This window comes from Dietzia sp. NCCP-2495 (assembly GCF_026011735.1).
Taxonomy (GTDB): Bacteria; Actinomycetota; Actinomycetes; order Mycobacteriales; family Mycobacteriaceae; genus Dietzia.
Genome location: NZ_BRVN01000001.1, coordinates 197,532 through 224,341, shown reverse-complemented (window position 1 = coordinate 224,341; position 26,810 = coordinate 197,532). Strand labels below are relative to the sequence as shown.

The window sequence follows — 26,810 nt, the reverse complement described above, 5'->3', positions numbered from 1 at the left end:
CACACCACGTGCTGTCAACGGGTCACGCTACTTGCACGCACGGAGACTGTCGTGGGCGACGTGCGGGTCCTACGATGTGTCGGTGTCCAGGATCTCCAAGGTCTCAGTTGGGATGAAGCGTCTCCTGGTGGGTCGACCGTTCCGGAGCGACACCATCGGCGCCGCCAGACTGCGCAAGCGGATCGCCCTGCCGGTGTTCGCCTCCGATGCACTGTCGTCGGTCGCCTATGCGCCGCAGGAGATCTTCCTCGTGCTGTCGATGGGCGGGATGTCGGCGCTGACGTTCACTCCCTGGGTGGGACTCGCTGTGGCGGTCGTCATGCTCGTCGTGATCGCGTGCTACCGGCAGAACGTCCGGGCGTACCCCTCCGGCGGTGGCGACTACGAGGTGGCGACGGTCAACCTCGGACCCAATGCCGGACTCGGCGTGGGAGCCGCGCTGCTCATCGACTACGTGCTCACGGTGGCCGTCTCGATCGCCGCAGCCGCCGAGAACATCGGTTCGGCGATCCCGTTCATCCACGACAACAAGGCGTTGTTCGCCGTCGCCGCGATCGCCGTGCTCGCGGCGGTGAACCTGCGGGGCATCCGGGAATCAGGCGCGATGTTCGCCATCCCCGTCTACACCTTCATGGCGGCGATGTCCGTGTTGATCGTCTGGGGGCTGTTCCAGGTGGAGGTCCTGGGACGGGACCTGACCGCCGAATCCTCGGGGTTCACCCTCGTCACCCCGGACGGACTGTCGGTCACGGGCCTGGCACTGGTCTTCATCGTCGCCAAGTCGTTCGCCGCGGGCTGTGCGGCCCTGACCGGCGTCGAGGCCATCCACACCGGGGTCCCGGCATTCCGGAAGCCCCGCGCGAGAAACGCCGCGACGACGTTGGGGATGCTCGGTGTCCTGGCGGTGACGTTCTTGCTCGGCCTTCTCGAGCTGGCGCGGCGACTGGGGGTGCAGATCGCCGAGAATCCTTCCGCACAGTTGAGCGGCGCACCCGAGGACTATCGGCAGAAGACGATGATCGCCCAGCTCGCGCAGCCCGTGTTCAGCGACTTTCCCGTGGGCTTCTACCTGACCATGGCCGTGACGGGTCTGATCCTGGTTCTGGCGGCCAATACGGCGTTCCACGGTTTCCCGATGCTCGCGTCCGTCCTGGCAAAGGACCAGTACCTGCCGCGCCAGCTCGCCACCCGCGGGGACCGTCTCGCGTTCTCCAACGGGATCATCCTCCTCGCCGTCGCCGCCGCCACGCTGGTGATCATCTTCGACGCCAGGGTGACGGTGCTGATCCAGCTCTACATCGTCGGTGTGTTCGTCGCGTTCACGCTGGGACAGTGGGGGATGATCAGGCACTGGAACCGCCGTCTGGGACGCGAGGAGGACGCCGGCAAGAGAGGCCGGATCAAGCGCGCCCGAGCGGTTAATGCGACCGGTCTCGTGCTCACCGCCGGCGTGCTGCTGATCGTCATGCTCACCAAGTTCCTGTCCGGCGCGTACATCGCCGTCCTGGGAATGATCGTGATCTTCGCGGTGATGAAGTCGATCCGTCAGCACTACAGGTCCGTAGCCAGGGAACTGGAGGACTCCTCCTGGGAGGTCGTCCTGCCGAGCCGGACGCACTGCGTCGTGTTGGTGTCGAAGCTGCACCTGCCGACCCTCAGGGCGCTCGCGTACGCCCGGGCGACGCGCCCGGACACCATCGAGGCATTGACGGTCAACATCGACACCGCCGACACCAAAGCCCTGGTCCGGGAGTGGGGGGATCGCGGGATCACCGTGCCTCTCAAGGTGGTGGAGTCCCCGTACCGGGAGATCAACCGCCCTGTGGTGGAGTATGTGACGAGGTTGCGGACGCAGTCACCTCGTGACGTGGTGATCGTCTATATCCCCGAGTACGTGGTCGGGCACTGGTGGGAACAGTTCCTCCACAACCAGAGCGCACTGCGGCTCAAGTCGCGGTTGCTCTACGAACGAGGTGTCATGGTGACCAGCGTCCCGTGGCAACTGTCGTCGTCGCGGGGCCGTGCGCAGCAGGCTCGCGACGCACCGCTCATCGGACGCTGGGGTGGACCGGAGGCACGATGAGTACTCACGAAACGATCGACTGGACCGGACAGGTTCTCGAGGTCCGTATCGAGGGGCCCGCACACGGCGGCGAGTTCGTCGCACGCCACGACGGCCGCGTCATCTTCTGCCGGGGCGGCCTCACCGGTGAACGAGTCGAGGTCCGCGTCGACGACGATCCGGGCAGGGGCTTCTGTCGCGGCACCGTGCAGACCGTCATCGAGGCCTCTGACGGCAGGGTGGAACCGACGTGTCCTGCCGCCGCTGCGGGTGGTGGCTGTTGCGACTGGAGCCACATCGCGCCGGCCACTGCGCGTGACCTCGCGGGGAGGGTTCTGGCCGAACAGGCCGGACGTATCGGTCGTTTCGAGCCCCCGCACGGCACCGTCGCCGTGGACGTGCCCGCCGGAGACGACACCCGGTCAGGATGGCGCACCGTCGCACGATGGTTCACCGACGATGACGCCCGGCCGGGAGTCCGACGGCTACGGTCCCGCGAGATCGTGTCCCAGCCCTGCTCTCAGCCCGATCCGCGCGTCCTCGACGCGGTCCTCGGGGCCGGGGTCGGGCGGCGCCGCGAGGTGTTGGGAGTACTGGGCGACGACGGCACCGTGCACGTCGCGCACCGGGCGGCGGACACCGACGTTCGCCGGGGTCGTGGTCGTGCGTCCGGGCGGGCGGCGGCCACACGGGCCCGCGCGCGCACCGCAGCCGGGCGGCGGTGGGAGCTGGCACTCGGCGGGCCGATGGTGGAACGCCGCGTGGGTTCTCGTCGGTGGCTCGTACCAGTCGATGCGTTCTGGCAGGCACACCGGTCGGCGGCGTCGCATTACAGCGACCTCGTCGGCGCCGCGGTCGCCGACGCCCCCGGGGTGTCGACGGACCCGGTCGTGTGGGACCTCTACGGCGGGGCCGGGGTCTTCGGTGCGGCTGCCCGGGACGCGTTCGCCGGAGCGCACATCACGGTCGTCGAATCCGCCCAGGGGTCACTGACCGCGGCCACAGAGACCCTCGGGGCGGATGCGGGGATACACACTGTCCGGTCACGCGTCGAGACCTTTCTCGAGTCCGGTCCTACGGGGACGACACAGTCGACCGAAGACGGGGCCCGGCCCGTCTCCGGCGCGGCCGACATCGTGATCCTGGATCCACCTCGTGGAGGTGCCGGTATCCCGGTCATGCAGGTACTCGCCTCGGCCACGCGGTCGCGGATCATCCATGTCGGATGTGACCCGGCCAGTCTCGCCCGGGACGTCGGCGTCCTGGTGTCGGCGGGGTGGCAGCTCCGGGATCTCCGCGGAGTCGCCGCATTCCCCGGGACCCATCACGTCGAGGGGGTCGCGGTCCTGGACGCGCCGGGACGGACGTGACGTGAACCGGGTGATCAGGATCTCCGTCCGCCGCCCACAGGAGTACCCGGGAGCATCGAGAACGTAGACTGGGCGTTCGGCCCAGTGGGGTAACGGTCATGAAAGGGGCGATCGACGGCAATGAGCGTGCTCGATGAGGTGAACGGCCCTTCAGATCTCCGGGGGCTCAGCCCCACACAACTGGGACAGCTCTGCCAGGAGATCCGTGATTTCCTGATCCGCAAGGTCGCCGCGACCGGTGGGCACCTCGGGCCCAACCTCGGAGTCGTCGAGCTGACCGTCGCGCTCCACCGTGTCTTCGACTCACCGCGCGATCCGATCGTGTTCGACACGGGTCACCAGTCGTACGTGCACAAGATCCTCACGGGTCGTAAGGACCAGTTTGACGGCCTGCGCACCCGCGGCGGCCTGTCCGGGTACCCGAGTCGGGCCGAGAGCGAGCACGACATCGTGGAGTCCTCGCACGCCACCGCGTCCCTGTCCTATGCCGACGGGCTGGCCAAGGCCTTCGCCCTGCGTGGTGAGCCCGACCGCACGGTCGTCGCCGTGATCGGCGACGGTGCCATGACCGGCGGGATGGCGTGGGAGGCACTCAACAACATCGCCGCCGCGAAGGACCGCCCGATGGTCATCGTGGTGAACGACAACGGCCGCTCGTACTCACCGACGATCGGTGGCCTGGCGGACAGGCTCGGTGCACTGCGCCTCCAGCCGGCCTACGAGAAGGCGATGGACCGCACCAAGACCGCGTTGACCTCGCGGAAGGGCCCGATCAGTCGGGCGGTCTACTCGGTGCTGCACGGAGTCAAGGTCGGTCTCAAGGACGCGGTTTCCCCGCAGGAACTCTTCGCCGACCTGGGGCTCAAATACATCGGCCCGGTGGACGGGCACAATCTGGCCGCCACGGAGGCCGCTCTGCGCCTGGCGAAGGATTTCGGCGGTCCGGTGATCGTCCACGTGGTGACCAACAAGGGCATGGGTTACGTGCACGCCGAGAACAACGAGGCGGACCAGATGCACGCGACCGGCGTCATCGATCCGGAGACCGGCAAGCCGCTGTCCCCGTCGTCCTCGACCGACTGGACCACGGTGTTCTCGGAGGAGCTGTGTGCACTCGGTGGCGAGCGCGATGACATCGTCGCGATCACCGCGGCAATGGCGGGTCCCACAGGTCTGACGGCCTTCGGTGATCGGTTCCCGGACCGCATGTTCGACGTCGGGATCGCGGAACAGCACGCCATCGCCTCGGCCTCCGGGCTCGCGCTGGGTGGGATGCACCCGGTCGTGGCGATCTACTCGACGTTCCTCAACAGGGCGTTCGACCAGCTCCTCATGGACGTCGCGCTGCTCAAGCAGCCCGTCACCCTCGTTCTGGACCGCTCGGGCGTTACGGGCCCCGACGGTGCGAGCCACAACGGCATGTGGGACCTGTCGCTGACCGGGATCATCCCGGGAGTCCGGGTCGCGGCTCCGCGCGACGAGGCGACGCTTCGTCTCGGGTTGCGCGAGGCCACGGGGGTCTCTGACGGGCCGACCGTCGTCCGCTTCCCGAAGGGCGCGGTGGGAACCGACGTCGCGGCTCTGGCCACATCACCTGACGGTGTCGACCGCGTCCACGGTGACGGGTCGGCCGATGTCCTGATCGTGGCCGTCGGTTCGATGGTCGCCACCGCCGTCGGCGCGGCTGAGAACCTCGCGGAGCAGGGTGTCGGCGTTGACGTCGTCGACCCGCGGTGGGTGTACCCGGTCCCTCGGTCGATCGTCGAGGACGCGCGCTCCCGCCGACTCGTCGTGACCGTCGAGGACAACGGGCTGCACGGCGGGGTCGGTTCCGCCGTGTGTGCGGCCCTCGACGCTGCCGGAGTCCGTGCGGACCGGCTTTCCCTGGGGCTGCCGCAGGAGTTCCTGGATCACGCCTCGCGGGGTGAGATACTGACCGAGGTCGGACTGACCGTCGACGGTGTGGCCGGGTCGATCACCGCCCGGCTGGCCGAACTCGCGTCCACGACGTAGGGCGCATACTGCGATCGGCGTATGTCTACTGCGACGCCCGGAACTGTCTGACCGCCTCGAGCAGGTGCGCGGTGGTGAGGCCGACCTGCCACTGGCGGGCGTTGTCACCGGTCAGGGCTGAGTGGAGCAGCTCCGCGTCGTCGTCCGGGGTCGTCGTGGCCGCCCGCCACACCCACAGTCGGAGTGTCGCCGGCTTGAGCAGGAGGGAAGCCTCCAGTCCGAGCTCCTCGGCGAGGACGTTCATCTTGTCGCGGGCGAGTTCAAGAAGTGCGGCGGCCGCTGGCTCGGATCGCTTCCAGGAGGAATGCGGTGGGTGCTCTCCCCGGGGGCCCTGTCGACTGGGGAGGTCGTCTCGACCCAAGCCGTCGGCCCACTCGATCGCGGTGAGCCAGTCCCCGGCCATCTGCCTACGGTGAGGCCCGTCGAACCCGTCGATCGCGAGGATCCGGGACCGACTGGTGGGACCGATGCGCGCGGCCTCGATGATCGCCGCATCGGCCAGGAGCCGCTTCGGGGCGACGTCGCGGTCGGCGGCTATCCGGTCCCGGGCCATCCACAGCTCCCGGGCCCGTGCCAACTGCCGGACGTCGCGCAGCGAAGAGAGACGTGACAATCTGCGCCACGGTTCGGCATGCGTGGGTGCGGGTGCGGTGTCGGCGAGATGACGGCACTCCGCCTCGAACCACTCACGTCGGTCCAGCGCGTCCAGGCGCGGCAGGACCGCGTCCGCGAGATCGTGGAGGAACAGGACGTCGTAGGCCGCGTAGTCGAGCCAGGAACCCGGCAGCGGGCGGCGAGACCAATCAGCGGCCGAGTGTGCCTTGGCCAGTCCGATCCCCAGGAACTCGGAGATCATCGCGCCGAGGTTGACCCGCTCGAGTCCCAGGAACCGACCGGCGAGCTCTGTGTCGACCAGGGCGGAGGGGACGATCCCCAGCTCGCGCAGGGACGGGATGTCCTGACTCGCCGCGTGGAGGAGCAGCGGACGGTCCGAGAGCACCCCGGCCAGGGGGCCGACGGTCTGTCCCGGGGTCTCCGGATCGACCAACAGTGCGGGACCGTCGGCCGGACGGAGCTGGAGCAGGAAGGCCCGTTCGGAATACCGGATCCCGGAGGCGCGTTCGACATCGACGGCTAGAGGTCCTGTCGCCCCGGCCAGCGTCGTGGCGACCTCGGCGATGCCGGCCGCGCCGTCGACGAACTCGTATTTGGCCGGAGGCGGGGTGATGCCGGGCGGGGTCTCGCTCCGGCGCCGACCACTCACGTCCGGGGGTGCAGCGACGTCACGCCCACGGGAGGAAGTCCGGCCGCGTGCGCGAGCGTCGAGCAGAACGCCGCCGCGTGACCGGTGAGATCGGGTTCGAGGGCGGTCCACGAGGCACGCAGTTCGAGCTGATGGGCCTGGGGTGGGCCGGAGATGTCGCCGTAGCGCTGGGACGCGGTGCTGGTGACTGTTCCCCCGAGGGCCGTGTACGGTCCGGCGTCACTGTCGAGGGCCTCGGTGAGCCACCCCCAGGCGACCTCGGGGAGCAGTGGGTCACCGGCGACCGAGGCCTCCATGTCGGCCTGGATGTAGGCGACCAGACGTAGCGTCCCGTTCCACGCGTCGTCCCCGGAGGGGTCGTGGAGCAGGATGAGCCGACCGAACGCGTCGCCGTCCGAGAACTCGGGGACGTCGTCACCCGTGGGTGGGATGATCTCGACACCCAGGGCGTGGCTGTACGGGGCGAGACGTTGCGGGGGACGGATCGGTCCGACCGAGATCTCCGGACGGACCTCGAGTCGCGACAGTGACTCGACCGCCGCGCTGAAGATCTCGGGCTCGCCGTCATTGACCGGGTTACTCACGGTTCGTCACGCTAGTCACCGCTCTGCGATGCGCAGCGGAGGCGCGCCGTCGCCGCTGAGGGTGGGCTCACGGCCCCCCGGGCGCAGATCATGGGATCATGGACGGCGTGTTGAACTCCGATGTGTCCCTGACCTCCCGTTCCGGCGAGACCTCCGCCGCGAGCACCGGCCGTCGGCCGGGAACCGGGCCGTACCTCGACGAGGTGACCGGACGGGGCGGCGCGCACACGCCGGTGTGGTTCATGCGCCAGGCTGGGCGGTCGTTGCCGGAGTACAAGGACGTCCGCGGCTCGTCGACGATGCTCGAGGCGTGCTTCGATCCCGCCATGACGTGTGAGATCACGCTCCAGCCAGTGCGCCGGCACGGTGTGGATGCGGCGATATTCTTCTCGGACATCGTGATCCCGTTGGCGGCGGCCGGGATCGACATCGACATCGTGCCGGGCGTCGGCCCCGTGGTGGCCCAGCCGATCCGGGACGAGGCCGGCGTGGCCGCCTTCCCCGAGCTCACCCCCGACCGACTCGTGGCGATCGAGGAGGCCGTCCGGCTCATCGTCGCCGAGCTCGACCCCGCCGTGGCGTTGATCGGTTTCGCCGGCGCTCCCTTCACGCTCGCCTCGTATCTCATCGAGGGCGGTCCCAGTAAGAACCACGAGCACACCAAGTCGCTCATGCGGTCGCGGCCGGAACTGTGGAACGAGCTCATGTCGAAGATCGCCGACCTCACGACGGTGTTCCTCCGCGCCCAGGTCACCGCGGGGGTGGACGCGATCCAGCTGTTCGACTCCTGGGCCGGCGCGCTCACCCAGCGCGACTACCGTGAGCTCGTGATGCCGCACTCGTCCCGGATCTTCGCCGACGAGCTGGTCTCCAGCGTGCCCCGGACCCACTTCGGCGTGGGTACCGGGGAACTGCTCGGCGCGATGAGCGAAGCAGGCGCCGATGTCGTGGGGGTCGACTGGCGACTCCCGCTCGACGACGCTGTCTCCCGCGTCCCGGGCAAGGTGCTGCAGGGGAACCTGGATCCGGCGACACTCTTCGCCGACCGGTCCGCCCTGGACGCCGACGTGCGACGCGTCCTCGACGAGGCCCGGCGCGCCCGCGACCTCGGTGCGCGGGGCCACGTGTTCAACCTCGGTCACGGCGTGTTGCCGAGCACCGATCCGGCAGTGCTGACCCATGTGACCGAGCTCGTCCACGAGCTCACCGCCCGCTGATGACCCGGCCGGGGCCCCGTGTCGCGGTGGTGGGTGGCGGACTCAGCGGCCTGGTCGCCGCGTACCAGTTGTCGCTCGACCTCCCCGGCGCGCACATCACCGTCCTGGAGGAGAGTGCGGCCCCGGGTGGCGCGTTGGCCACGACCGATTTCCCGTCGGGCCCCATGGAGCTGGGGGCGGAGGCGTTCATCTGCCGCCGGCCCGAGGCAGCAGGGTTGATCGACGAGCTGGGCCTGACCGACCGCCTCGAGCACCCCGGGACGCTGGGCCCGGCGATCCTCACCGGGGGCCGCCTTGAGCCGATGCCCACGGGGACCCTGATGGGTCTGCCCTCCGACGCCGGCACGCTGGCGGGAGTGCTCGATCCCGAGGACGTGGCCCGCGCCGCGCGCGAACCGGAGATCCCGTTCGAGTGGCCCCCCGGCGCCGACGTGTCGCTGGGCGATCTCGTCGCGGAGCGCTTCGGGCCGGCGGTCGTCCGGCGCCTGGTCGACCCCATGCTCGGCGGCGTCTACGCCGCTCGGAGCGCTGGTCTCGGTCTGCGCCAGGTCGTGCCGGGCCTCGCCGAGGCCCTCGACAAGGGCGCGCCCAGCCTCACCGAGGCGACGCGCCGACTGACCGCCCGGCGCGCGACCGGGCCCGTGTTCGCCACCCTGAACGGGGGGTACCGCGTGCTCGTGGAGGCCCTCGGGCGGGCGTCGGGCGCGGAGATCGCGACCGGGTCGAGGTGCACCGCGATCCGCCGGGACGGGCCGGGGTACGCCGTGGACGTCACCGGGGCCGGGGGCACCCGGTCGGTCGGGGCCGACCTCGTCGTCGTCGCCGTCCCCGTTCCCCGGGCCCTCCCGCTCCTCACCGCGATCGGGGGAGCCGAGGCCGCCGCCGGATCCCTGTCGGGGATCCGCACCGCCTCGTCGGCCGTCGTCGCGCTCGAGGTCGACCGCGCGCTCGACCTCCCACAGCGGTCGGGGGTCCTCGTGGCCACCGACGAGCCGGTCCCGTACAAGGCCATGACGTTCACCAGCCGCAAATGGCCGCATCTGGACGACCGGCCGGGCCACCTGGTGCGTGTGTCGTTCGGACGGCTCGACGACGACGAGGTGCTCGACTCCGGCGACGAGGCCCTGACCAGGATGGCCGTCGCCGGGCTAGCGGACGTGTGCGGCTCGGACCCGATCGTGATGCACTCGCGGGTACGGCGATGGCAGGACTCACTCGCGGAGATCGGACCCGACCACGACGCGACCATCGCGGGGATCCGTGGCGAGCTCGCGCAGCGGGTGCCGGGGCTGGAGCTCGTCGGAGGCGCCACCGAGGGCGTCGGCGTGCCAGCGTGCATCGGGTCGGCCCGGGCCGCGGCCCGCCGGTTGGCCGCACAGTGGCAGGATTGAGCCATGGCACGCCTTGACTACAAGAAGCTCAATTCAACCCTGCGCTACCTGATGTTCTCGGTCTTCACCGTGACCCCGGGCCAGCTGGGGGACGACCGGGACGCGGTGGCCGCGGACCTGGAAACCTTCCTCGCGAAGTATGAGAGCACCGACGTGGTGGTGCGTGGGATCTACGACGTCTCGGGGCTGCGCGCCGAGGCCGACTTCATGATCTGGACCCACGCCGAGCACATCGAGGACCTCCAGGGGTTCTACAACGAGTTCCGTCGCACCACGCTGCTCGGGAAGGCCAGCACCACGTTCTGGTCAAACACGGCGCTGCACCGTCCCGCCGAGTTCAACAAGAGTCACATCCCGGCGTTCCTCGCCGAGGAGGAGCCCGGCGCGTACATCTCCGTGTACCCGTTCGTGCGCTCCTACGAGTGGTACCTGCTGCCCGACGAGGAGCGGCGCCAGATCCTCGCCGCCCACGGCCGGGCCGCGCGGGAGTACCCGGACGTGCGCGCCAACACGGTGCCCGCGTTCACCCTCGGTGACTACGAATGGCTGCTCGCCTTCGAGGCGCCCGCGCTCGACCGGATCGTGGACCTCATGCGCGACATGCGGGCCACCGAGGCGCGGCGCCACGTCCGCGAGGAGATCCCGTTCTTCACCGGGCCGCGCGTGACGCCGGACAAGCTCGCGGCCTCCATGCCCTGACAAGTCCAGACACGCACTGACATGCACTGACCTGCTCAGTCGATGCGTGGTGAAAGCCCGCCGGGGAAGATTCCCGGCGGGCTTTCGTCGTATTCGGTGTGCCCGGTGGGCGTGGCGGGGTCAGTCCTGCGTGGGCTCCAGCGTCAGGCTCAGCGAGTTGATGCAGTAGCGCAGGTCGGTGGGCGTGGGGTAGCCCTCGCCCTCGAAGACGTGACCGAGGTGACCGTGGCAGTTCGCGCACAGTACCTCGACGCGGCGCATCCCGAGGGAGGTGTCCTCCCTCTCGATGATCGCGTCACCGGCCAGCGGCGTGAAGAAGGACGGCCAGCCACAGTTGGACTCGAACTTGCCCTCGCTGCGGAAGAGTTCGGCACCGCAGCCGCGGCAACGGTAGACGCCCTCGGTCTTCGTGTCGTTGTACTCGCCCGTGAACGGTCGCTCGGTACCTGCCTGCCGCAGCACCTGGTACTCGTCCGGGGTGAGTCGACGTCGCCACTCCGCGTCGTCGAGGGTGAAGTCAGGCTGAGGGGTGTTGGTGGTCTCGCTCATGCCCGCAGGCTACGCCGCCGCGGCGCTCGGTGCGATCCGCTCGTGCCGGTCCGGCGATGCACGACGCCACAGCAACACGACCAGGACCGTGACGAGCAGCAGCAACCAGCCCAACGTGGGGTGGGCGAACTCGAGAACACGGCCGTAGTACGGCCAGCGGACGGACTCCCAGACGTCGGGGAAGAAGAACGCGTACGCCGCCAGCCAGGCCGGCCACGTTCGGACCAGGGAGTCCTTCAGAACGACCGTCAGCATGATCGGGATGAGCATCATGGAGTAGTACATCTGCCCGAGCGTGGAGACGAGGAACACACCGGCCAGGACCACTCCGGAGGTGGTGGCCAGCCACAGCACCTCGTTGTTGTGGCGGTAGTCCAGCAGCAGCCACACCGCGAGCAGGGTCGCTGCGACCACCAGGATCCGGGCCACCAGGATCAAGGGTTCGGGGATGCCGTAGTAGACCCCGAGTCCCGACAGTGAACTGTTGTAGTAGTCCCTCACCTCGCCCATGTACGGCATCGTGGTGTCGAGGTAGCTCCGCGCGTCCACCGTCATCGCCCAGCCGGCGGCCATCGCCGCTGCCGGGATCGCCAGCGCACCGACGAACGGCTGCCACTGCTTGCGGATCAGCGGGAGGACGAGCAGCGGCGCCAGCATCGGTTTGATGGCCAGGGACAGGCCCATCGCAACGCCTGCCCACCAGAGCCGGCGGGTGTGGAGCAGGTAGAGGAATGCCACCTGACACAGGAAGATGACGCCGTTGATGTTGGTGAACACCAGGGTGTTGGTGACCGCTTCCGTACTGAACGCCGCGAGGAGGATCGCCGGAGCTGCGAAGGTCTTGACGTCCAGGTTGAACAGCCGCATGAGTAGCCACAACGCGAGGATGATCGCGGCGGTGTTGACCAGGATGAACAGCCATCTCGCGATCGTGTAATTGTCGAAGATCCCGAACGGCGACAGCATCAGGGTGCCGCTTGGCGCGTACAGGTAGTGCGGCTGAACCGTCAGCAGGTTCTCCGAGTAGACGGGCTCGCCGGCCAGGAAGCGCCGCGTCGCGGCGTAGACCGTTCCGAAGTCGTTGGTGATCGATCCGTTGATCGCCCTGATGAGGACGCGGTGGATCACCGTCATGATCGCCAACGGCCACAGGACGTTGGAGAGGATGCGTGGCACGGTCATCGTGTTTCGGGTGGGCAGCGGCACGGTGAGCAGGCTACCTTTCGCTTCGTCGCCCCCGGGTGAGGCACTCCGGTCCGTCAGGACGGACAGGCGGTGGATTCATCGGCATCGGTGGGGGCGTCGAGGAAGGCGATCAGCGATTCCCGGGCACAACTCGAATGTCCGAGGACGTCGGATCCCGGAGCGCCCCAGGTGACTGTGCGGACGTCGGTGGCGCCGGCGGCGGTGAGCCGGCCGGCGGTCGGCTCGAGATAGGCCGCACCCGCGACGGGATCTGCGATGCCCGCGATCAGCAGGACCGGGATCGCCGGTGAGATCTCCAGCGGTGTGGCATCGGGGACGGGCCAGGTGGAGCAGGCCGACAGCTGGGCCGCCAGAATCGTTCCGAACGGCGGTGTCTCCGACCATTCGGATTCGAGCTCCTCCACCCGATTGACCGGAACCCGTCGGGACAGGTCGGAGCAGCCCGCGACATAGGGCAGCGAGGATGCCGTGAGCGCCTGCGCCCGATCGCGGGCGCTGTCCGGGATCTCGCCCGGTGCCGATTCGATCAGGTCCCCGAGGATGATGTCGCCCTGGGAGGGTGCTGACGCCGAAGCTCCAGCGAGATCACCGAGGGCCGACCGAACCACGTCCGAGAGCAACGCTGCCGGTACGTCTGCATCGGGTTCTCTCGCGCGCTCAAGTGCCCGCGTGATCGCTTCCACCTTCTGGTCGGCCTCGCCGGGACCGCATTCTGGCCGTGTGCAGGACGAAGCCCACAGCCTCAGAGCGGCGTCAGAACCCGCCAGTGCCGTGCGGGCGGTGGACTCCTGGTCGCCGTCGTCCGGCGCGGGGGAGTCGAGGGCGAGAAGCGACACTCGGTCCGGGTGTGTCGTGGAGTAGGCCAGAGCGGTCCGCGCTCCGGTACCTATGCCCAGTAGTGCCAGCCCGGGCACGTCCCACTGTTCACGCAGCCTCTCGAGGTCTTGCGCCGCACCGGTAGCGCCATAGTCGAGCTCATGACCCATCAGTTGATCAGTGCAGGACTGGGATGTGTCGGCCAGGTCCGCCCGCAACTCGGGCGATCCCGGATCGACGCCGTTGTCGGCGAGGCCGTCCAGCGTCCTTCGTGCCTGGAATGACAGGCACGACCCCGCGGCATCGGTGCGTCCCCGATGATCGACCGCGACGAGCGGCCGGGTGTCCATGAGGTCACGACCCGTCCGGATGAGTCTCCCGGCCAGGGCTGACGCGGGTGTTTCCGGTCCGGCGACCACGACAAGTGGCGCCGCATCCTTCGGCGTCGTTGACGAGGAGAGCCGGATCGCGGGCGACTCTCCGGCCAGTCCACATCCCACGGACACCTCATCAGGGACTCCGTCGATCGGGCCGTCTCCGCACGGTGACCAGTCGAGGTCGCGCGGGGGAACCAACCATTCGGGTCGCTCGGCAGGTCCGTCACCCTCGGACACTGAACTCCCGGTGCCCCGGGGGCCGTTGTCGGTGGCCAGCTGCGGTCCCGTGGCCGGCAGTGGTGCGCACGCGGTCACCGTCATGGCGATAGCGGACAGGCTGGCTGCCGCCATTCGAGCAACGCCCGACATCCTCATTCGTCAGCCCCGTCCACCCTGTCGGTCCCGTACGTTCTGTCTGACACGGTGCCACCGGCCGGCTCGTTGCGGCCACCGTGGTCGACGACCCACCGAGTGTAGAGGCCGCCACGCGGGCACGAGAACGCCGCCGCCACCCGCATCGGGACGCGGTGCAGGGTGTGCGACGGAACCAAACCCGGGGACCTGCCGCCGACGATGATCTCGGGCGAGACAGTCAGTACCAGTTCGTCGACGAGACCCTGAGTTACGAAGTCCGCCAGCAGGCGCGGGCCGCCTTCGAAGGTCACCTCACCGGCGCCGAGCTCTGCCAACAAGTCTCGAAGCGACTGCGCGAAGGGGCCTTCTTCCATCACGTGAACGCATACCCCCGCAGACCGTGCGGCTGCTATCCGGGCCGGTGGAGTCTCCGCCGCAGCAGCGATCTGCATGCCGGAACCTGTCTTGGCGCAGTGATCGAGAAGGGCATCGTCGAGATTGCGAGTGAGGACGATGACGGGCGGTGGTTCAGCTCGATCGCGGCGGTCGGTCCACACGGGCGCGACGGTCGCCGGACCGTAACCCTCGTCGAGTGCGGTACCCGAGCCGACCAGAACGACGTCGGCGCGGGCCCGCATCGCGCCGTAGACGAGCCGGTCAGTGGGGGTCCCCAGAGGCCCACTGAGTCCGTCGACTGCGGTTGTGCCGTCGACGGAGGAGATCATCACCGCCCGGATCCGGACAGCCGGCCCGAACGGCTCTGGTTCGAGAGCGCGCCACAGGACATCCAGCGCCGCCGGGTTGTCATCCACCACCTCGGGTCGGCAACTGTGCACGTCGGATGTCCTCCCTTTCTGGCGTGGGCTCATCCCACGATAAGCTTCGCCCATGGTCTCTCGCCTCGCTGACGTCACCCCGGTGATCCCTGCCGACCAACTCGTGGCCCAGATGGTGCCGCCCTCGATGTTCGACGACGTGAGCTTCGACTCCTATATTCCGGATCCCGCACAGCCTTCGCAGGCGGCGGCGGTCAAGACGTGTCGTGAGTTCGCGGAGACGGTCAGCGCACGACGTGCACCGAAGAAGGGCCTGTTCGGTCGACGACCCAAGGTAGTGCAGGGCACAGGGGTGTACCTGGACGGTGGCTTCGGCGTCGGCAAGACCCACCTGCTGACCTCGATCTATCACAACTGCCCCGAGCCCAAGGCTTTCGGCACATTCGTTGAGTTGACCCACGTCGTGGGCGCGTTGGGCTTCAACCGGGCGGTGGAGGAGTTGTCCGAGCATTCGGTGCTGTGCATCGATGAGTTCGAGTTGGATGATCCCGGTGACACGATGCTTGTTTCACGGTTGCTCGCCGAGCTCACCACTGCCGGGGTGAGTGTCGCGGCCACGTCCAACACCCTCCCCGAGCAGTTGGGTGAGGGGCGGTTCGCGGCCAAGGACTTCATGCGTGAGATCCGAAAAATGTCGGGGATCTTCGATTCGATCCGTGTGGACGGCCCTGACTACCGTCACCGCAATCTGCCGCCCGCCCCGGACCCGATGACCGATGAGGAATTGGCTGCCGACGCGGCGGCGGTACCGGGAGCGACCCTGGACGATTTCGACGAGCTGTGCCAGCACCTGTCCACACTGCATCCGTCCAAGTACAACCGCCTCGTCGACGGTGTCACGCGGGTATGCCTCAGCGGCGTCAAGCCACTGCCGGACCAGTCGATCGCGCTCCGGCTGGTCGTTCTGGCCGACCGACTGTATGACGCCGGCATTCCCGTGCGGAATTCCGGTGACAAGTTGGACGCCATCTTCACCGAGGAGATGGTCGCGGGTGGTTACCGGAAGAAGTACCTGCGGGCGACGTCCCGTCTGCTCGCGCTGTCCCGGTTCGACAAGGTCGGCGGCTGACCCTGCCCCGTGAGAGCAGCAGTATTGAGGCTTACAGCGGCAGCTCTAGCACCACGTCCTGGTTGTCTAGGCCGCCGACGGTGAAGATGCGGGTGCCCCGTTCGACGAATCCGCTCCGGGTGTAGAAGGCGCGAGCCCGGGCATTACCGACGTTGGTCGCCAGCCACAGGCTCCTCGCGTCTGCCAGCCGGCCATGGTCGATCACGGCATCGAGCAGAATGCGTGCGGCTCCACTGCCGTGTAGTGACTGATCGACATAGAACTTACTGATGCCGATGGTGGGATCACCTGCCAGCAGGTGCGCACATGCGGGATCCATGGCGGCCCCATCGACGAGTAATGCATACGCGCAGGCCTCACCGTCGGCTCGCGCAGAGGCCAGGACGGTGTAACCGTCCGTGTTGAGATAGCCGCGGAAGGCATCCACATCGAGGTGCTCGGTGATGAACTCCTCGATCGCTTCGCGAGGGAGCTCGGGTGGGCATGCGAGGGGAAATGTCCGGGCTGCGAGGTCCGCGAGCGTCGCTGCTTCGTCGGGGAGGGCGGGGCGAACAACCATCGTCACGACCCGAATTCTAGTTCCGGGAATTCACCAGGTAGTGTGTGGAAAGTCACATTAGGTGACGCTTTGTGGAGGGATCATCAATATCATCGAAACGTCGGCAATGGCCGTTTGAGAACTTGGACAATCATTCTGGTGTCGATCAGACATCTTGGGTGACCGAATCGATTCGGTGCGCAAGTCGAATCGGTTCGGGTGGTCGCAAAGCAAGGCAACCCAGAAGGAGCGAAACGTGGTATCCGGAACTGCCGCTCGTGTGTCCCCACTCCGCTCGTGGGGCACGGTAGTCATCTCGATGGTGTCGTCCGTCGTTCTCGTCTTAGGAATCCTCTGGGGCTACGCCCCGTTCGACTCTCTTCGGCCGACCTCCGAAGTCACCTCGATGGCTCATCAGGAGCCGTGCGAGATCATCGGCATGGCGGGCAACGCCCAGTGGGATGATTTCTCTGACGCGGAGTACGGCGAGGCTATCCGGACGACCCGAGAGATCGGGATGGGGAGGGTGCGCATCGGCGCCAACTGGGCGGAGATTGAAACCTCGCCGGGAAATTATGATTGGTCCGAGCTCGACATGAGGATCAACCACGCGCGGAATGCGGGTCTGCAGCCGCTTTTGGTCATCCAGACGGTTCCGGGGTGGATTACGCCCCCGTCCGGACCGATCACTGACGAGCACCGACAGTTCGCCGCGAAGTACGGCGACTTCGCCGGGGCGATTGCCGATCGATACGGCAACGACGTGAATGAGTACGAGATCTGGAACGAGCCGAATCTCCACAAGTTCTGGCCCAATCCGAATGTCGAGCACTATGTGAAACTCCTCAAGGCCGCCTACGGACGGATCCACGCGGCCGATCCTCACGCGACCGTGATCACAGGAGGACTTGCGCCCGCGCCGGATGGGTCACAGACGATCGCCCCGCTGACCTTCCTCGACAGGCTCTACGAGCTTGGCGGCGGTGACTTCTCCGACGCGATAGGAATGCATCCGTATTCCTATCCGGAGCTGCCCTCGGGGGACTCGGAATGGAACACGTTCCGATCGTTGACGGATGTCGTCAACCTCATGGCCACTCACGGCGACGGGGACAAGAAGGTTTGGCTCACTGAGTACGGCGCCCCCACGGGGGGCTCCAGCGGGGTGAGCCCCAAGTTGCAGGCCCAGATGGTCGCTGAAGCCTATGAACTCGCGGCCGCACATCGGTCCATCGGGCCGATCTTCATCTACACGCTGATCGACGGGGGAGCACCCAACGGAGACCCGGAACGATACTTCGGCCTCTACTACGAGAATCAGACTCCCAAGCCCGCCGTCGCGGCACTCCAGGACGCGATCAGTAATTGCGTGCCGGGCACCGGTACTGGCTCGGTCGGTGCCGAAGCTCCCATTATCGGGCAACCGACGTCCGGAGGAAGCGGCGGAGGGTTCGGTTCCTGACCGAGGCCGATCAGGTGTGACGGTGAGCGATCGCTCGTCGATATACCTCTTCGTACTCACGTGCCATCCTGGTCACGCTGAACCGGTCCAGACCGTTCGCCGAGCGCCGACGGAGGTCGTCCCGGCACTCGCGATCGTCGATGACCCGGGCGAGCGCCGTTGCCAGCGCATCGGGATCGTCGACGGGGACGAGGAGGCCGGCCTCACCGGCGTCAAGGCCTTCGCGAGCGCCGTCGGTTTCCGTGGCGACGATGGCCGCGCCGGACTCTCGGGCCTCCAGCAGGGACAACGCGAGTCCTTCGCGTCGTGAAGCCAGAGCGACCACCGTGGCTTCGCCAAGGAACGCGGTGGGGTCGTCGGCCAAGCCAATCAGATGGACACGGTCGGCATGGACGGAGGACTCGGCCTCGTGGACGAACTCCTCCCAGTCCTTGTTGCCGATAAACCAGAGGTGCAGATCCCGGCGGGTGGTGGCCAGAATCTCGAAGGCAGCGAGGAGTACGTCCACTCCTTTGCGGTGTGAGACAGCGCCGACCGCCACGATCGAGCGGGGTCCCAGATCCCTGGCCACAGGGTCGGTTCGCCCACGCCGCGGGGAGTTGATCACGCCGTTGACCACGGTGGCGAGCAGGGGGGACCGGATTCGGCGACTACCGACCACGTCGGAAACGGACTGCGCCACTCCCACCGTCATGTCCGCCGACGCCATGAGTAACGACGAGCGCTGGTACACGTTATGCATGGTGGCGATCAGTGCGAAATCGGGTCCGCCCGGCACTGCGCGGACCGCGGCGGCCAGGAGGCAGGGTGCGACGGTGTGGGCGTGCACGATGTCGGGCTGGAAGTCGGCGATAAGCGCGCGCAATTTCGAGAAGGAACGCAACGGCTCCCCGCGGAAGTCGATGCGGTGATGGGCCACCCCGGATGAGCGCAGGAGGTCCACGAATCCGCCGCCGGACGAGGCGACGGCGACCTCGTGACCACGTGCGTGCGCGTCGATCGCCAAATCCACGGTGACGTTGACGATCCCGTTGCCGGTGTCTACGACCTCGTTGACGAGGTGGAGGACCCTCAGGTCGGAGCAGATCATTGCACGACAACAGGGGCTGCGGTGACCTCTGCCACGCGAAGGGAGACCTCGTCCCGCTCGGATTGATCGGCCTCGGTGCCGAGTCGGACGGTGATCCGTCTGCCGGAAGCAGAGATCTCGGCATCGGCGTGCCGGGGATCGCGCGTGACCGCAAGGCGAACGGCTTCGAGTTCGACCTGGTTCCCGTTGACGACCACCCGGTCGTCCACCGTTCCCCGGTACTCGAGCCCGCTTGAACCCAGTGCGACGAGCAGCTCGGATTCCCGGGGGCCGGCCGGGGTGTAGAAGACAACCCTTCCGGGTATGCCGAAGACGGCGGGCCTGCCCAGGTCCGAATGCACGGCGATACCCGTTACCTCGGATTCTTCGGCCCGCTCAGCGAGATCCGCGACGGCGCATGACGTGCCCCAGACCAACGGCTGGGGGGCGCCTGTCGCCGGGGTACCCGCGAGGTCGGCGTGCGCAGCCTGCTCTTCGGGGGTGAGGCAGACAAGGTCGGCCAGGGGCGAGTCCGGCCGGTCGGCAATCTGCTCCAACCAACGCTGGAAACGGGCAGTGTGGGCCGCACGAACGGTCGGCCCGTACAGGGAGGGATTGAAGAGCATCTCGGTGCGGATCCCGCCCTCGGGGCCGGGGGTGACGGTGAAGGAGATGTCGTCGCACGGACCGTGGCTGATCACCTCGAGCCCGGTCTCCAGAGCTCCGGCCATCGACGGCATCTCGAACGGGATGATGTTGACCATCGGTCCGTACATCCGACCGGTACGCCATGCCACGGGGAGTTCAGCCCGAAGCGCATCCGGTGCCTGCCTCTGGTGATCCTTGGTACTGCGGACCGTCTGCCGGAACGTCGCGACCAGCGTAGGCAGATCAGCCTCGTGGTTGACCTCGATCTTGAGCGGGAGTGCCCCCATCGACTGGGAGGGGGTGGACTTCTCCTCTGGCGTGAAGCGCCCCGTCACGGGCAGTCCCACCACCACGACCGGATTCTCGAGAATCACCGAGGAGTAGGAGATCGCCGCGGCGGCCGCGACGTGTGCCCAGTTCACGCCGTCGAGGGCTTCGGCGATTCTGGTGGCGAATCCGGGCGTCCGGAAATCGAGCATCTCGTACAGGGGTGCCGGCGGTGCCACACGATCGGTGAACCCGATCACCTCCGGCGCGTCGGCCACGTGGGACTTCCAGAACTCCAGGTCAGCCGGATCGGGATCCGGTGTGGCCGGGATCAGGTCAACGATGTCGCCGAACGGGCTCTCGGGCACCGGCTGGTCGGCGGCGAGTGCCCCGAGAGCCTGACCAACCCGGGCTCGGAGCAGCGTCGCCCCGTAGCCGTCGATGAACATGTGGTGACAGATGCCGAACCACGCGAATGAGTGAGGTCCGAGTGTGAGGACGTAGGACCTGAAAGGCAGGTCCGGGCCGCTGATCGGAAGTGCACGTCGAACCTCCCGGAAGGCGAGATCACGGGCGGCCTGACGCGGATCGGGCGCCGTGGTGAGGTCGACGCGGTGCACAGGTATATCGACGCTCGAGTCGAGCTGCTGGTACCACTGACCGTCCTCGTCAAGTGAGGCTGTCATGAGGATGGAACGTGTGTCTCGGACGCCGGTTTCCACCGCGTCGATCACCATCTGTTCGTCGAGTTCCTCTCCCGAAAACCAGACGATCTGGGCAACGGAGTAGGCGGAATTTTCTGGATCTTGGAGATGTCCGTCACGCATCCCGGTCTGTGAAGGCATGAGAGGCAGACGCGGCGAGGAAGTGTCGGTCATGAGTACCTACGATGGTCGGGGCCCTGGTCTGAGGTCGCCAGGGCGTTCGTCGCGCATGCTACCGGCAGTTCGGAGAACCGAGCAGGTGCTCGGTCTCACAGTCGGGAGGTGTCCTCATCTGGTGGTATTGGGCGATATGATCGCGCGGTACTCGGAGTGTCCCGAATGCGGCGGGGTTCCGGCACCCACCTTTGTCGACTGGAGGGACTCCATCAATGGAGACGGCTAGCACTGACGGGCGCGGTACCCAGGCGGGCACCCGAGGGGACCGTCCACCGGTTCTCGATCTGGGCCTGGTGATCTCCTCGCTTGCGAGGTCTCTGCCCGCGGCGATCGTGATCGGTCTGGTCGTGGGAGTGTTGGCCGGAATCATCGCATCGACGTTCCGGGATGAGTACACCGCCACCACCACCGTGAATGTCGCCACGCCCGGCCGCGAGGAGCGGGACGCGGCCACGATGGAAGCCCTTGCCGCCGGGATGTCCGAATATGTGACGGACGAGAGGGCGCGATTTTATATCGAGGAGGGCGTGGGGGAGCCCGTGACCCTGTACGGACTGAGGCCGTCGGTCACGGTCACCACCTCCAAGATCCCGGGTCTCCTCGAGGTCAACACCAGGTCGCAGTCCGGACCGCTGAACGCGGCGAAGATGGGTGATCTGGCGGTCGAGGCCATGAACTTGCGGTCTGTCGAAGCGCGGGAGCAGATCCTGGAGCCCGTCTCCGAGGCGGCTCAAAAAGAGGTCGACCGTCTCAATGAGCAGATCGATGCCCGTCGTCGTCTGGATCGCCAGGCGGACACCTCTGATCTTCTCGCCCTCATCTACGAGGCTCGAGCGGGTGCGGAACAACTCCGGACTGCCTATCCTGTGGCCACCATCGTCGCGCAGTCCGGAGGCACTGGACCGAGCTGGCCGAAGCCGTTCCAAACGGGCCTCGTGGCGGGTCTCGCCACGACGGCACTGGCCGTCCTGGTCCTGGGCTTGGCGCGGCTGCGTAGGGGCCGGCGGACCGATTCCATCTGGGCTCGTTCCGCTGGCCATCGCCACTCGGCCACCGTTGACATCGACCAGTCGTCGCGCACGGGGTTCCCGCCTCTGACCGAGGCCGCAGTGACCGCTGTGCTCTCCGCCGGCGGCACCGTCGTCGTCCTAGGCGATGTGGACCCGGTCGAGGCGCCCCGGGCCTCCGGAGCCCAGGAGGGACGGTCGGTGGGCGCGTCCTTCGATGATCCGTGGTGGCGCGAGGTGCCCGCAACCGACGTGGATCTCGGGATCGTTGTGGTTGACAACCGTTCCGCGGACGGTAAGGCGGCGGAGGCCGCTCTCGCCTCGTTCGCCGAGGTCGGTGTGCCCGCCCGGGTGGCGGTGCGGTTGCAAGAAACAGTGAAGTGACCGCCGCGGGTAGGAGGGAGCATCCAGTGGGGTCGCGTCAGCCCCGGGTTGCCCTCGTGCACGAGCGGCTCACCGATATCGCGGGCAGCGAGCACGTGGTCGAGCAGATGGCCCGCACGTGGCCGGAGGCCCCGATCCACGTTCCGTTCGCGCGCCCGGAGGGCATCCCGGCCGGATTGGCCCACCGGGTGGCCACGGGCCCGCTGCAGCGGACCTACGACCTGATCGGAAGGCGGTCCTACGCGCCGCTACTGCCTCTGGTGCCGTGGGCGCTGCGCCGGGCGGAGATCACTCCCGCCGAGACGGATGCGGTGGTGATCAGCCACCATGCGTTCGCGATCGCCGCAGCGGCGATCGACGTGCCGTCGGTGGCGTATGTCCACAGTCCCGCCCGCTGGGCGTGGGATCCGGGCTTTCGCCACGGGGAGACGGACTCGGCGGCGGGCCGAGCGGCACTGGGCGTGCTCGGCGCGCGGGCGAAAGCCAATGAGAAGCGCTGGTCGCCCGCGCCGAACGAGATCGTCGCCAATTCGACGGCGGTACGGGAACGGATCCGTCAGTGGTGGGGCCGGGATGCCCGGGTGGTGCATCCGCCCGTGGACACCACCTACTTCACTCCGGGTGATGTGCCACGGGGTGACTATTTCATCTCCGTCGGTCGCCTGGTGCCCTACAAACGGGTCGACAGGGCCGTCGCCGCGGCCGTCAAGGCCGGCGTCCGTCTCCTCGTCGTGGGTGAGGGGCGGGACATGGAGCGGTGCGTCGCCCGATCCGGCCCCGGCGTGGAGTTCCTCGGCCGTCTCCCGCGGGAGGAGATGCGCGACCTCGTTCGTGGCGCCCGTGCACTGGTCATGCCCGGCGAGGAGGACTTCGGGATTGTGCCGGTTGAGGCCATCGCCGCGGGTACGCCGGTTCTGGCCCTGGGTCGGGGTGGTGCGGTGGATACCGTGGTGCCGGGCGTGTCTGGTCAGTTGGTGGGTGGAGAGTGTGACGACGACGACATCGTTGCCGCTTTCGCCGAGGCGATGCGCGACTGGGATGATTCGGCCTACTCGGTCTCGGAATTGACGCGGTTCGCCGAGGGATTCTCCGAGGCGGCGTTCCGGGAACGGATCGCGGCCGTCGTGGACCGTGTCCTGTGAGTGGACAGGATCGCCGGCCGGGGAAGCCGTAGTCGACCGGAGATCTGATTCCGCACAGTGAGACTCGTGCTCCCGGCGACGGCGGGGAACAGCCAGAAGTAGGCGTCCATGGGGAAGATCTCGAGATAGGTCGAGAACAGGGCGGCGACGCATGCGGCCAGGGTCGCGGCGACCACCCCGCCCAGGAGTCCTCGCTCCAGTGGATCAGTGGTCAGCGGGATCATCCGCGTCAACGGGATGACCATGAGCAGGACGACCGCGACATACAAGGCGAAACCGAGCGGGCCCAGCTCCAGCAGGATCTTGATGATATTGCTGTCGGGTTGGTAGAGCGGCGCCGCCGGGTCCCACCCGTCGGAGACCTTGGCCGCGGACGACCCGGTGGTTCCGAGTCCCTGACCGAACGGTTGGGTGAGGATGAGGGGCACGTTGGTCGTCCAGTGTCCACCGCGGTCCTCCAGGCTGCTGCTGGAGAAGAACGTCGACACCACGGCGGAGCCGAACACCGCGGCGGTTGCCGCGAGTGCCAGGACGCCGCCGGCGGCAGCGACTCCCAGCCATCCGAGGAAACGGCGGTAGAGGAGGACCCCGATGAGGATGAGGCCTACCACGACGCCGACGTAACTCGCCCGCACGACCGACAGGACCATGCCGAGCCCGAGGACGGGGAACGCGAGCAGGAATAGCCGCGATCGGAGTCGATGCGGCTCGGCGAGAGCGGTGGCCGTCCCGACGATGATCACGAGCATGAGGAAGAGCCCGAAGGGGAACGGCTGGTTGAAGGTGCCGAAACTGCGCAGCAGTGGGCCCGCACTCCGGATGTGTTCATTCCATTCGTAACCCATGTCGGCGAGGGCGAATGGCCCGGCGAACTGCTGCCAGATCCCGTACAGCGAGGACAGGACCCCGGTCACGATCAGTATCGAGACAAACACGTCCTTGTCTCGTCGGGTGAACGGGAACATCACCGCCACCACCGCGAGGAGGATATAGAAGAAGGCGATCTTCAGTGGGAAGAAGGCATCCGCACCGTGGACGATCAGTGCGGAGATGACCCCCAGGGGAACGAGCACGATCAACGGGAGCAGCCACGGCGCGACGACCGTGCGAGTTCTCGGCATACGCCGGGCGAACAGGCACGCCACGAGAATGGCGAGAACCGCCGCCTCCTTCCAGAACGACACGGTGACCGGGTAGATCAGAAGGAGCCCGTGGAAGGGCATGAGGGCTGTCATGGCGAGCACGCCCCACTGGGGTCGTCTGACCGAGAGCCCAAAGAGCACCACGCAGATCGCCAGGGCCACCGTGATTCCGGCGATCATGACGCATCTCCGGAATCGTCGACGCCCAGGTCGCGGACCGGGGGCCAGCTCCGTCTCGGACGCAGGAGCGTGGCCAGCCATTTCGCGGACCGAAGGTTCTCGTGCATCGCCAACCGGGGTTGGGCGTACATGTCTGTCCGGGGATCGCTGCGCCCGTTGGTGAAGGTGAACCCCACCCGGTAACCCGCGTCGGACGCCACCGCCCGGATCCGCGCGTTCTGGTGCCCGAACGGGTAACACAGCTCGCGGATGTCGGTGCCCGCCCAGTCGGACAGTGAGTCCCGGGACCGGCGGAGGTCGTCGAGTGCGTCTGCGGTGGACATCCCGGGAAGCGAGGCGTGGGTAGTGGTGTGTGCGCACAGCGTCGCCCCGGCGGACAGGGCGTCGTCGATCTCGGTTCTGTTCATGGTCCGCGACGCTTCGGGCCACCACTGTGGACGGACACCCGTGCGTTCGGTCACCGGCAGAAGCGTCCACGGGAGACCCCGATCGGCCAGGCGGGGTAGCGCGTGCTGGTGTACCCCGACCAGGGCGTCGTCAAAGACGATTGCGGCGAGCCCGGACGCATCGCCAGCGGCGAGGCAATCGGTGAAGTGGGAGAGCGTGACCGGTCGTAGGCCTACTGCCTCGACCAGGTCGAGTTGGTGCAGGAACGTCGATTCGGTGACGGCGTAGGGGTAGACCTCGGCCGTGTCCGAGATGACGTCGTGATAGGCCAATACCACTCCGGAACGACCAGGGCGCAGACCCGCAGTGGCGTCGCGGAGCGTGCGGGACGGCTGCCGGACTGCCATCAGTGGTCCTTCCGTCCGCGGCGGATCCTCGCGGGGATTCGTCCGAGCAGAGTGACGTCCTCGAGTGACCCGCTGTATTCGACCAACGCCACGAAGAGTACAAGAGCCACGATGATAACCGGTGGCCACGGCCACCCGGAGAACCCGATGAGCACTGCCGCGGGAGCGATCACGGATGCGGCGAGCAGGATCTGACGGATCAATGGACCCCAGGGCACGCTGCCTCGAATCCGCAGGCTGACCTGGACGACGATCAAGCAGGCCACAAACATCACCACTTCGGTGATCAGGGTGGCCACTGCCGCCCCGTCGTAGGACCACCGAGGGATCGCGAGATAGTTCAGGCCCACATTGAGCAGGACGCCGGCGCCGGCTACCCAAGGGAAGACGGAGAGCTTGCGCGCGGCGACCAGTGCCACGAGCCCAATGTTGGTCACACCGCTGATCGCGCTCGAGACCACCAGGATCCGGGCGGCATGGGAGGCGGGGACGAAGGTTTCTCCATAGAGCAGGCCCACGAAGAAATCGGCGGTCGGCCAGAAGCCGATAGATGCCAGAGCCCCGAGCCCACCGGCCACGACCATCGCCTGCCGGGTCCGGTGACGGAACGTCTCGGGGTCGTCGGGCCACGACCGCACGAGCACTGTCGTGATGGGCACCGAGATGGTCACGGTCACCATGATCACGAGGTCAGAAAATTTGTAGCCGATCGCGTACATGCCGACCGCGTCGTAGGTGTCCAAGCGCTGGAGAATGAGGATGTCGACCTTGGTCAGCAGCATGATGAGCGCGAACCCGATGGAGATCGGAATCGCTTCCCGCAGCATCTCGCCCCAGTATTTGGTTCCGGCGGAGAAGTCGGGCACCGAGCCGAGCGATCCGCGCAGGACCCCGGTTGACCGGGCCACCAGGACCACCAACTCTTTGACGATCGCAGGGATGATGAACCACGCCAGGCTCGGCGATGCCCAGGCGACCACCAGGACGAGGGCGAACTGCACGAGCTGCGCCACGATGTCCCACAGAGCCACAGGGACGAGTCGAAGTCGCGCCTGGTACAGGACCAGCAGGGCGTTGGCGGGGGTGGCGAGGATGACGCTCGTGGCAGCAAAGGCGACCACGGCCACCATGGTGACCGACAGTCCGGTCAGTGCTGCGTAGGCGATGGCGACGGCGAACCCGAGCGTGCCGAGAAGTACCCGGAGCAGGATGAACGATCCTGCCACCTGGCGCGCCTCATCGTGGTCGTCCGCGGCGAGCCTGGCGAGGACGACGCGTCCCACCCCGAGATCGGTGATCAGCGCCATGATCCCCAGCAACCCGAAGATGAATGCGTACTGTCCCCAGTCCTCCGGGGACAGGGTCCGGGCGATCACGACAGTGCCGGCCCAGCCGAACACCGCCGTGATGATCCTGCTGGCGACCAGGACGGAGGAGTTGGTCACCAGTGACCGGCTCTGCGAGTGCTGAGCCGGCCTCTCCAGGCTCG

The 26,810-nt window shown here is 67.5% G+C and carries 22 protein-coding genes; 10 read left to right on the top strand and 12 right to left on the bottom strand.

Annotated features, from left to right (window positions below; translation table 11 throughout):
- Nucleotides 1-91 precede the first annotated feature (91 nt).
- The 3 genes from OPF83_RS01035 to dxs all read left to right on the top strand — a co-directional run bounded on the left by OPF83_RS01035 (nucleotide 92) and on the right by dxs (nucleotide 5,445).
- A complete protein-coding gene (locus tag OPF83_RS01035) occupies nucleotides 92-2,083 on the top strand; it encodes an APC family permease (protein ID WP_264885553.1) in 1,992 nt (663 codons plus the stop codon).
- The gene (locus tag OPF83_RS01030; RefSeq protein WP_264885348.1) at nucleotides 2,080-3,432 is read left to right on the top strand and encodes a class I SAM-dependent RNA methyltransferase; all 1,353 of its coding nucleotides are present in this window, start codon (nucleotides 2,080-2,082) and stop codon (nucleotides 3,430-3,432) included. Before OPF83_RS01035 ends, OPF83_RS01030 begins: the two co-directional genes overlap by 4 nt.
- Nucleotides 3,433-3,552: 120 nt before the next feature.
- Nucleotides 3,553-5,445 carry a 1-deoxy-D-xylulose-5-phosphate synthase gene (gene dxs / locus OPF83_RS01025; RefSeq protein ID WP_264885347.1) on the top strand — a complete coding sequence of 631 codons (1,893 nt, stop codon included), beginning with the start codon at nucleotides 3,553-3,555 and terminating at the stop codon, nucleotides 5,443-5,445.
- Between the two features lie 25 nt (nucleotides 5,446-5,470).
- Here dxs and OPF83_RS01020 read toward each other — a convergent pair whose 3' ends face one another.
- On the bottom strand, nucleotides 5,471-6,709 hold the full coding sequence (locus tag OPF83_RS01020; RefSeq protein ID WP_264885346.1) for an HRDC domain-containing protein: 1,239 nt from the start codon (nucleotides 6,707-6,709) through the stop codon (nucleotides 5,471-5,473).
- Nucleotides 6,706-7,293, bottom strand: a complete 588-nt coding sequence (locus tag OPF83_RS01015; protein WP_264885345.1) for a DUF3000 domain-containing protein — start codon at nucleotides 7,291-7,293, stop codon at nucleotides 6,706-6,708. Before OPF83_RS01015 ends, OPF83_RS01020 begins: the two co-directional genes overlap by 4 nt.
- Before the next feature lie 98 nt (nucleotides 7,294-7,391).
- Between OPF83_RS01015 and hemE the strand changes: the two genes are divergently transcribed.
- Genes hemE through hemQ form a run of 3 tightly spaced genes read left to right on the top strand, consistent with a single transcriptional unit; the run spans nucleotide 7,392 to nucleotide 10,600 of the window.
- Nucleotides 7,392-8,510: a uroporphyrinogen decarboxylase gene (gene hemE / locus OPF83_RS01010; RefSeq protein WP_264885344.1), complete on the top strand. Its 1,119-nt coding sequence runs from the start codon at nucleotides 7,392-7,394 to the stop codon at nucleotides 8,508-8,510.
- Nucleotides 8,510-9,901 (top strand): protoporphyrinogen oxidase, encoded by a 1,392-nt coding sequence (hemG, locus tag OPF83_RS01005; RefSeq protein WP_264885343.1) that lies wholly within the window; start codon nucleotides 8,510-8,512, stop codon nucleotides 9,899-9,901. The genes hemE and hemG overlap by 1 nt, the downstream gene beginning before the upstream one ends.
- 3 nt (nucleotides 9,902-9,904) lie before the next feature.
- Complete coding sequence (gene hemQ, locus OPF83_RS01000) at nucleotides 9,905-10,600, top strand: hydrogen peroxide-dependent heme synthase (protein WP_264885342.1); 696 nt, start codon at nucleotides 9,905-9,907, stop codon at nucleotides 10,598-10,600.
- 120 nt (nucleotides 10,601-10,720) lie between these two features.
- On the opposite strand, the gene msrB is transcribed toward hemQ, so the two are convergent.
- The 4 genes from msrB to OPF83_RS00980 are packed head-to-tail and all read right to left on the bottom strand — an operon-like array spanning nucleotide 10,721 to nucleotide 14,738.
- Complete coding sequence (msrB, locus tag OPF83_RS00995) at nucleotides 10,721-11,149, bottom strand: peptide-methionine (R)-S-oxide reductase MsrB (protein ID WP_182631209.1); 429 nt, start codon at nucleotides 11,147-11,149, stop codon at nucleotides 10,721-10,723.
- A 9-nt stretch (nucleotides 11,150-11,158) separates the two neighbouring features.
- Nucleotides 11,159-12,355 carry a glycosyltransferase family 87 protein gene (locus OPF83_RS00990; protein WP_264885341.1) on the bottom strand — a complete coding sequence of 399 codons (1,197 nt, stop codon included), beginning with the start codon at nucleotides 12,353-12,355 and terminating at the stop codon, nucleotides 11,159-11,161.
- 53 nt (nucleotides 12,356-12,408) lie between these two features.
- A complete protein-coding gene (locus tag OPF83_RS00985) occupies nucleotides 12,409-13,899 on the bottom strand; it encodes an alpha/beta hydrolase (protein ID WP_264885340.1) in 1,491 nt (496 codons plus the stop codon).
- A gap of 20 nt (nucleotides 13,900-13,919) precedes the next feature.
- On the bottom strand, nucleotides 13,920-14,738 hold the full coding sequence (locus OPF83_RS00980; protein ID WP_264885339.1) for a dihydrofolate reductase family protein: 819 nt from the start codon (nucleotides 14,736-14,738) through the stop codon (nucleotides 13,920-13,922).
- 52 nt (nucleotides 14,739-14,790) lie between these two features.
- Here OPF83_RS00980 and zapE point away from each other — a divergent pair, with 52 nt between their 5' ends.
- Nucleotides 14,791-15,807 carry a cell division protein ZapE gene (gene zapE, locus OPF83_RS00975; protein WP_264885338.1) on the top strand — a complete coding sequence of 339 codons (1,017 nt, stop codon included), beginning with the start codon at nucleotides 14,791-14,793 and terminating at the stop codon, nucleotides 15,805-15,807.
- Nucleotides 15,808-15,838: 31 nt separating this feature from the next.
- Here the strand turns inward: zapE and OPF83_RS00970 are convergent, their stop codons facing one another.
- Nucleotides 15,839-16,366 (bottom strand): GNAT family N-acetyltransferase, encoded by a 528-nt coding sequence (locus OPF83_RS00970; protein ID WP_264885552.1) that lies wholly within the window; start codon nucleotides 16,364-16,366, stop codon nucleotides 15,839-15,841.
- A gap of 175 nt (nucleotides 16,367-16,541) precedes the next feature.
- Between OPF83_RS00970 and OPF83_RS00965 the strand changes: the two genes are divergently transcribed.
- On the top strand, nucleotides 16,542-17,807 hold the full coding sequence (locus OPF83_RS00965) for a cellulase family glycosylhydrolase (protein ID WP_264885337.1): 1,266 nt from the start codon (nucleotides 16,542-16,544) through the stop codon (nucleotides 17,805-17,807).
- Nucleotides 17,808-17,817: 10 nt separating this feature from the next.
- On the opposite strand, the gene OPF83_RS00960 is transcribed toward OPF83_RS00965, so the two are convergent.
- Together OPF83_RS00960 and OPF83_RS00955 are read right to left on the bottom strand one after the other, a co-directional pair.
- The gene (locus OPF83_RS00960; RefSeq protein WP_264885336.1) at nucleotides 17,818-18,897 is read right to left on the bottom strand and encodes a glycosyltransferase family 4 protein; all 1,080 of its coding nucleotides are present in this window, start codon (nucleotides 18,895-18,897) and stop codon (nucleotides 17,818-17,820) included.
- Nucleotides 18,894-20,636, bottom strand: coding sequence for a condensation domain-containing protein (locus OPF83_RS00955; protein ID WP_264885551.1), 1,743 nt, complete (start codon nucleotides 20,634-20,636; stop codon nucleotides 18,894-18,896). The genes OPF83_RS00960 and OPF83_RS00955 overlap by 4 nt, the downstream gene beginning before the upstream one ends.
- Before the next feature lie 248 nt (nucleotides 20,637-20,884).
- Between OPF83_RS00955 and OPF83_RS00950 the strand changes: the two genes are divergently transcribed.
- Nucleotides 20,885-22,063: a hypothetical protein gene (locus tag OPF83_RS00950; protein WP_264885335.1), complete on the top strand. Its 1,179-nt coding sequence runs from the start codon at nucleotides 20,885-20,887 to the stop codon at nucleotides 22,061-22,063.
- Nucleotides 22,064-22,089: 26 nt separating this feature from the next.
- Nucleotides 22,090-23,205 (top strand): glycosyltransferase, encoded by a 1,116-nt coding sequence (locus OPF83_RS00945; protein ID WP_264885334.1) that lies wholly within the window; start codon nucleotides 22,090-22,092, stop codon nucleotides 23,203-23,205.
- On the opposite strand, the gene OPF83_RS00940 is transcribed toward OPF83_RS00945, so the two are convergent.
- Genes OPF83_RS00940 through OPF83_RS00930 form a run of 3 tightly spaced genes read right to left on the bottom strand, consistent with a single transcriptional unit; the run spans nucleotide 23,112 to nucleotide 26,766 of the window.
- The gene (locus OPF83_RS00940) at nucleotides 23,112-24,527 is read right to left on the bottom strand and encodes an O-antigen ligase (RefSeq protein WP_264885333.1); all 1,416 of its coding nucleotides are present in this window, start codon (nucleotides 24,525-24,527) and stop codon (nucleotides 23,112-23,114) included. The two genes, OPF83_RS00945 and OPF83_RS00940, sit on opposite strands and share 94 nt — an antisense overlap.
- Nucleotides 24,524-25,321, bottom strand: a complete 798-nt coding sequence (locus OPF83_RS00935) for a polysaccharide deacetylase family protein (protein WP_264885332.1) — start codon at nucleotides 25,319-25,321, stop codon at nucleotides 24,524-24,526. Before OPF83_RS00935 ends, OPF83_RS00940 begins: the two co-directional genes overlap by 4 nt.
- Nucleotides 25,321-26,766, bottom strand: a complete 1,446-nt coding sequence (locus tag OPF83_RS00930) for a flippase (RefSeq protein WP_264885331.1) — start codon at nucleotides 26,764-26,766, stop codon at nucleotides 25,321-25,323. Before OPF83_RS00930 ends, OPF83_RS00935 begins: the two co-directional genes overlap by 1 nt.
- Nucleotides 26,767-26,810: the final 44 nt, after the last annotated feature.

Coding starts and splice junctions, on each gene's coding strand:
- OPF83_RS01030 (WP_264885348.1), top strand. CDS start 2,080: ATGAGTACTCACGAAACGATCGACTGGACCGGACAGGTTCTCGAGGTC.
- dxs (WP_264885347.1), top strand. CDS start 3,553: ATGAGCGTGCTCGATGAGGTGAACGGCCCTTCAGATCTCCGGGGGCTC.
- hemE (WP_264885344.1), top strand. CDS start 7,392: ATGGACGGCGTGTTGAACTCCGATGTGTCCCTGACCTCCCGTTCCGGC.
- hemG (WP_264885343.1), top strand. CDS start 8,510: ATGACCCGGCCGGGGCCCCGTGTCGCGGTGGTGGGTGGCGGACTCAGC.
- hemQ (WP_264885342.1), top strand. CDS start 9,905: ATGGCACGCCTTGACTACAAGAAGCTCAATTCAACCCTGCGCTACCTG.
- msrB (WP_182631209.1), bottom strand. CDS start 11,149: ATGAGCGAGACCACCAACACCCCTCAGCCTGACTTCACCCTCGACGAC.
- OPF83_RS00985 (WP_264885340.1), bottom strand. CDS start 13,899: ATGGCGGCAGCCAGCCTGTCCGCTATCGCCATGACGGTGACCGCGTGC.
- zapE (WP_264885338.1), top strand. CDS start 14,791: ATGGTCTCTCGCCTCGCTGACGTCACCCCGGTGATCCCTGCCGACCAA.
- OPF83_RS00970 (WP_264885552.1), bottom strand. CDS start 16,366: ATGGTTGTTCGCCCCGCCCTCCCCGACGAAGCAGCGACGCTCGCGGAC.
- OPF83_RS00960 (WP_264885336.1), bottom strand. CDS start 18,897: ATGATCTGCTCCGACCTGAGGGTCCTCCACCTCGTCAACGAGGTCGTA.
- OPF83_RS00955 (WP_264885551.1), bottom strand. CDS start 20,636: ATGCCTTCACAGACCGGGATGCGTGACGGACATCTCCAAGATCCAGAA.
- OPF83_RS00950 (WP_264885335.1), top strand. CDS start 20,885: ATGGAGACGGCTAGCACTGACGGGCGCGGTACCCAGGCGGGCACCCGA.
- OPF83_RS00940 (WP_264885333.1), bottom strand. CDS start 24,527: ATGATCGCCGGAATCACGGTGGCCCTGGCGATCTGCGTGGTGCTCTTT.
- OPF83_RS00935 (WP_264885332.1), bottom strand. CDS start 25,321: ATGGCAGTCCGGCAGCCGTCCCGCACGCTCCGCGACGCCACTGCGGGT.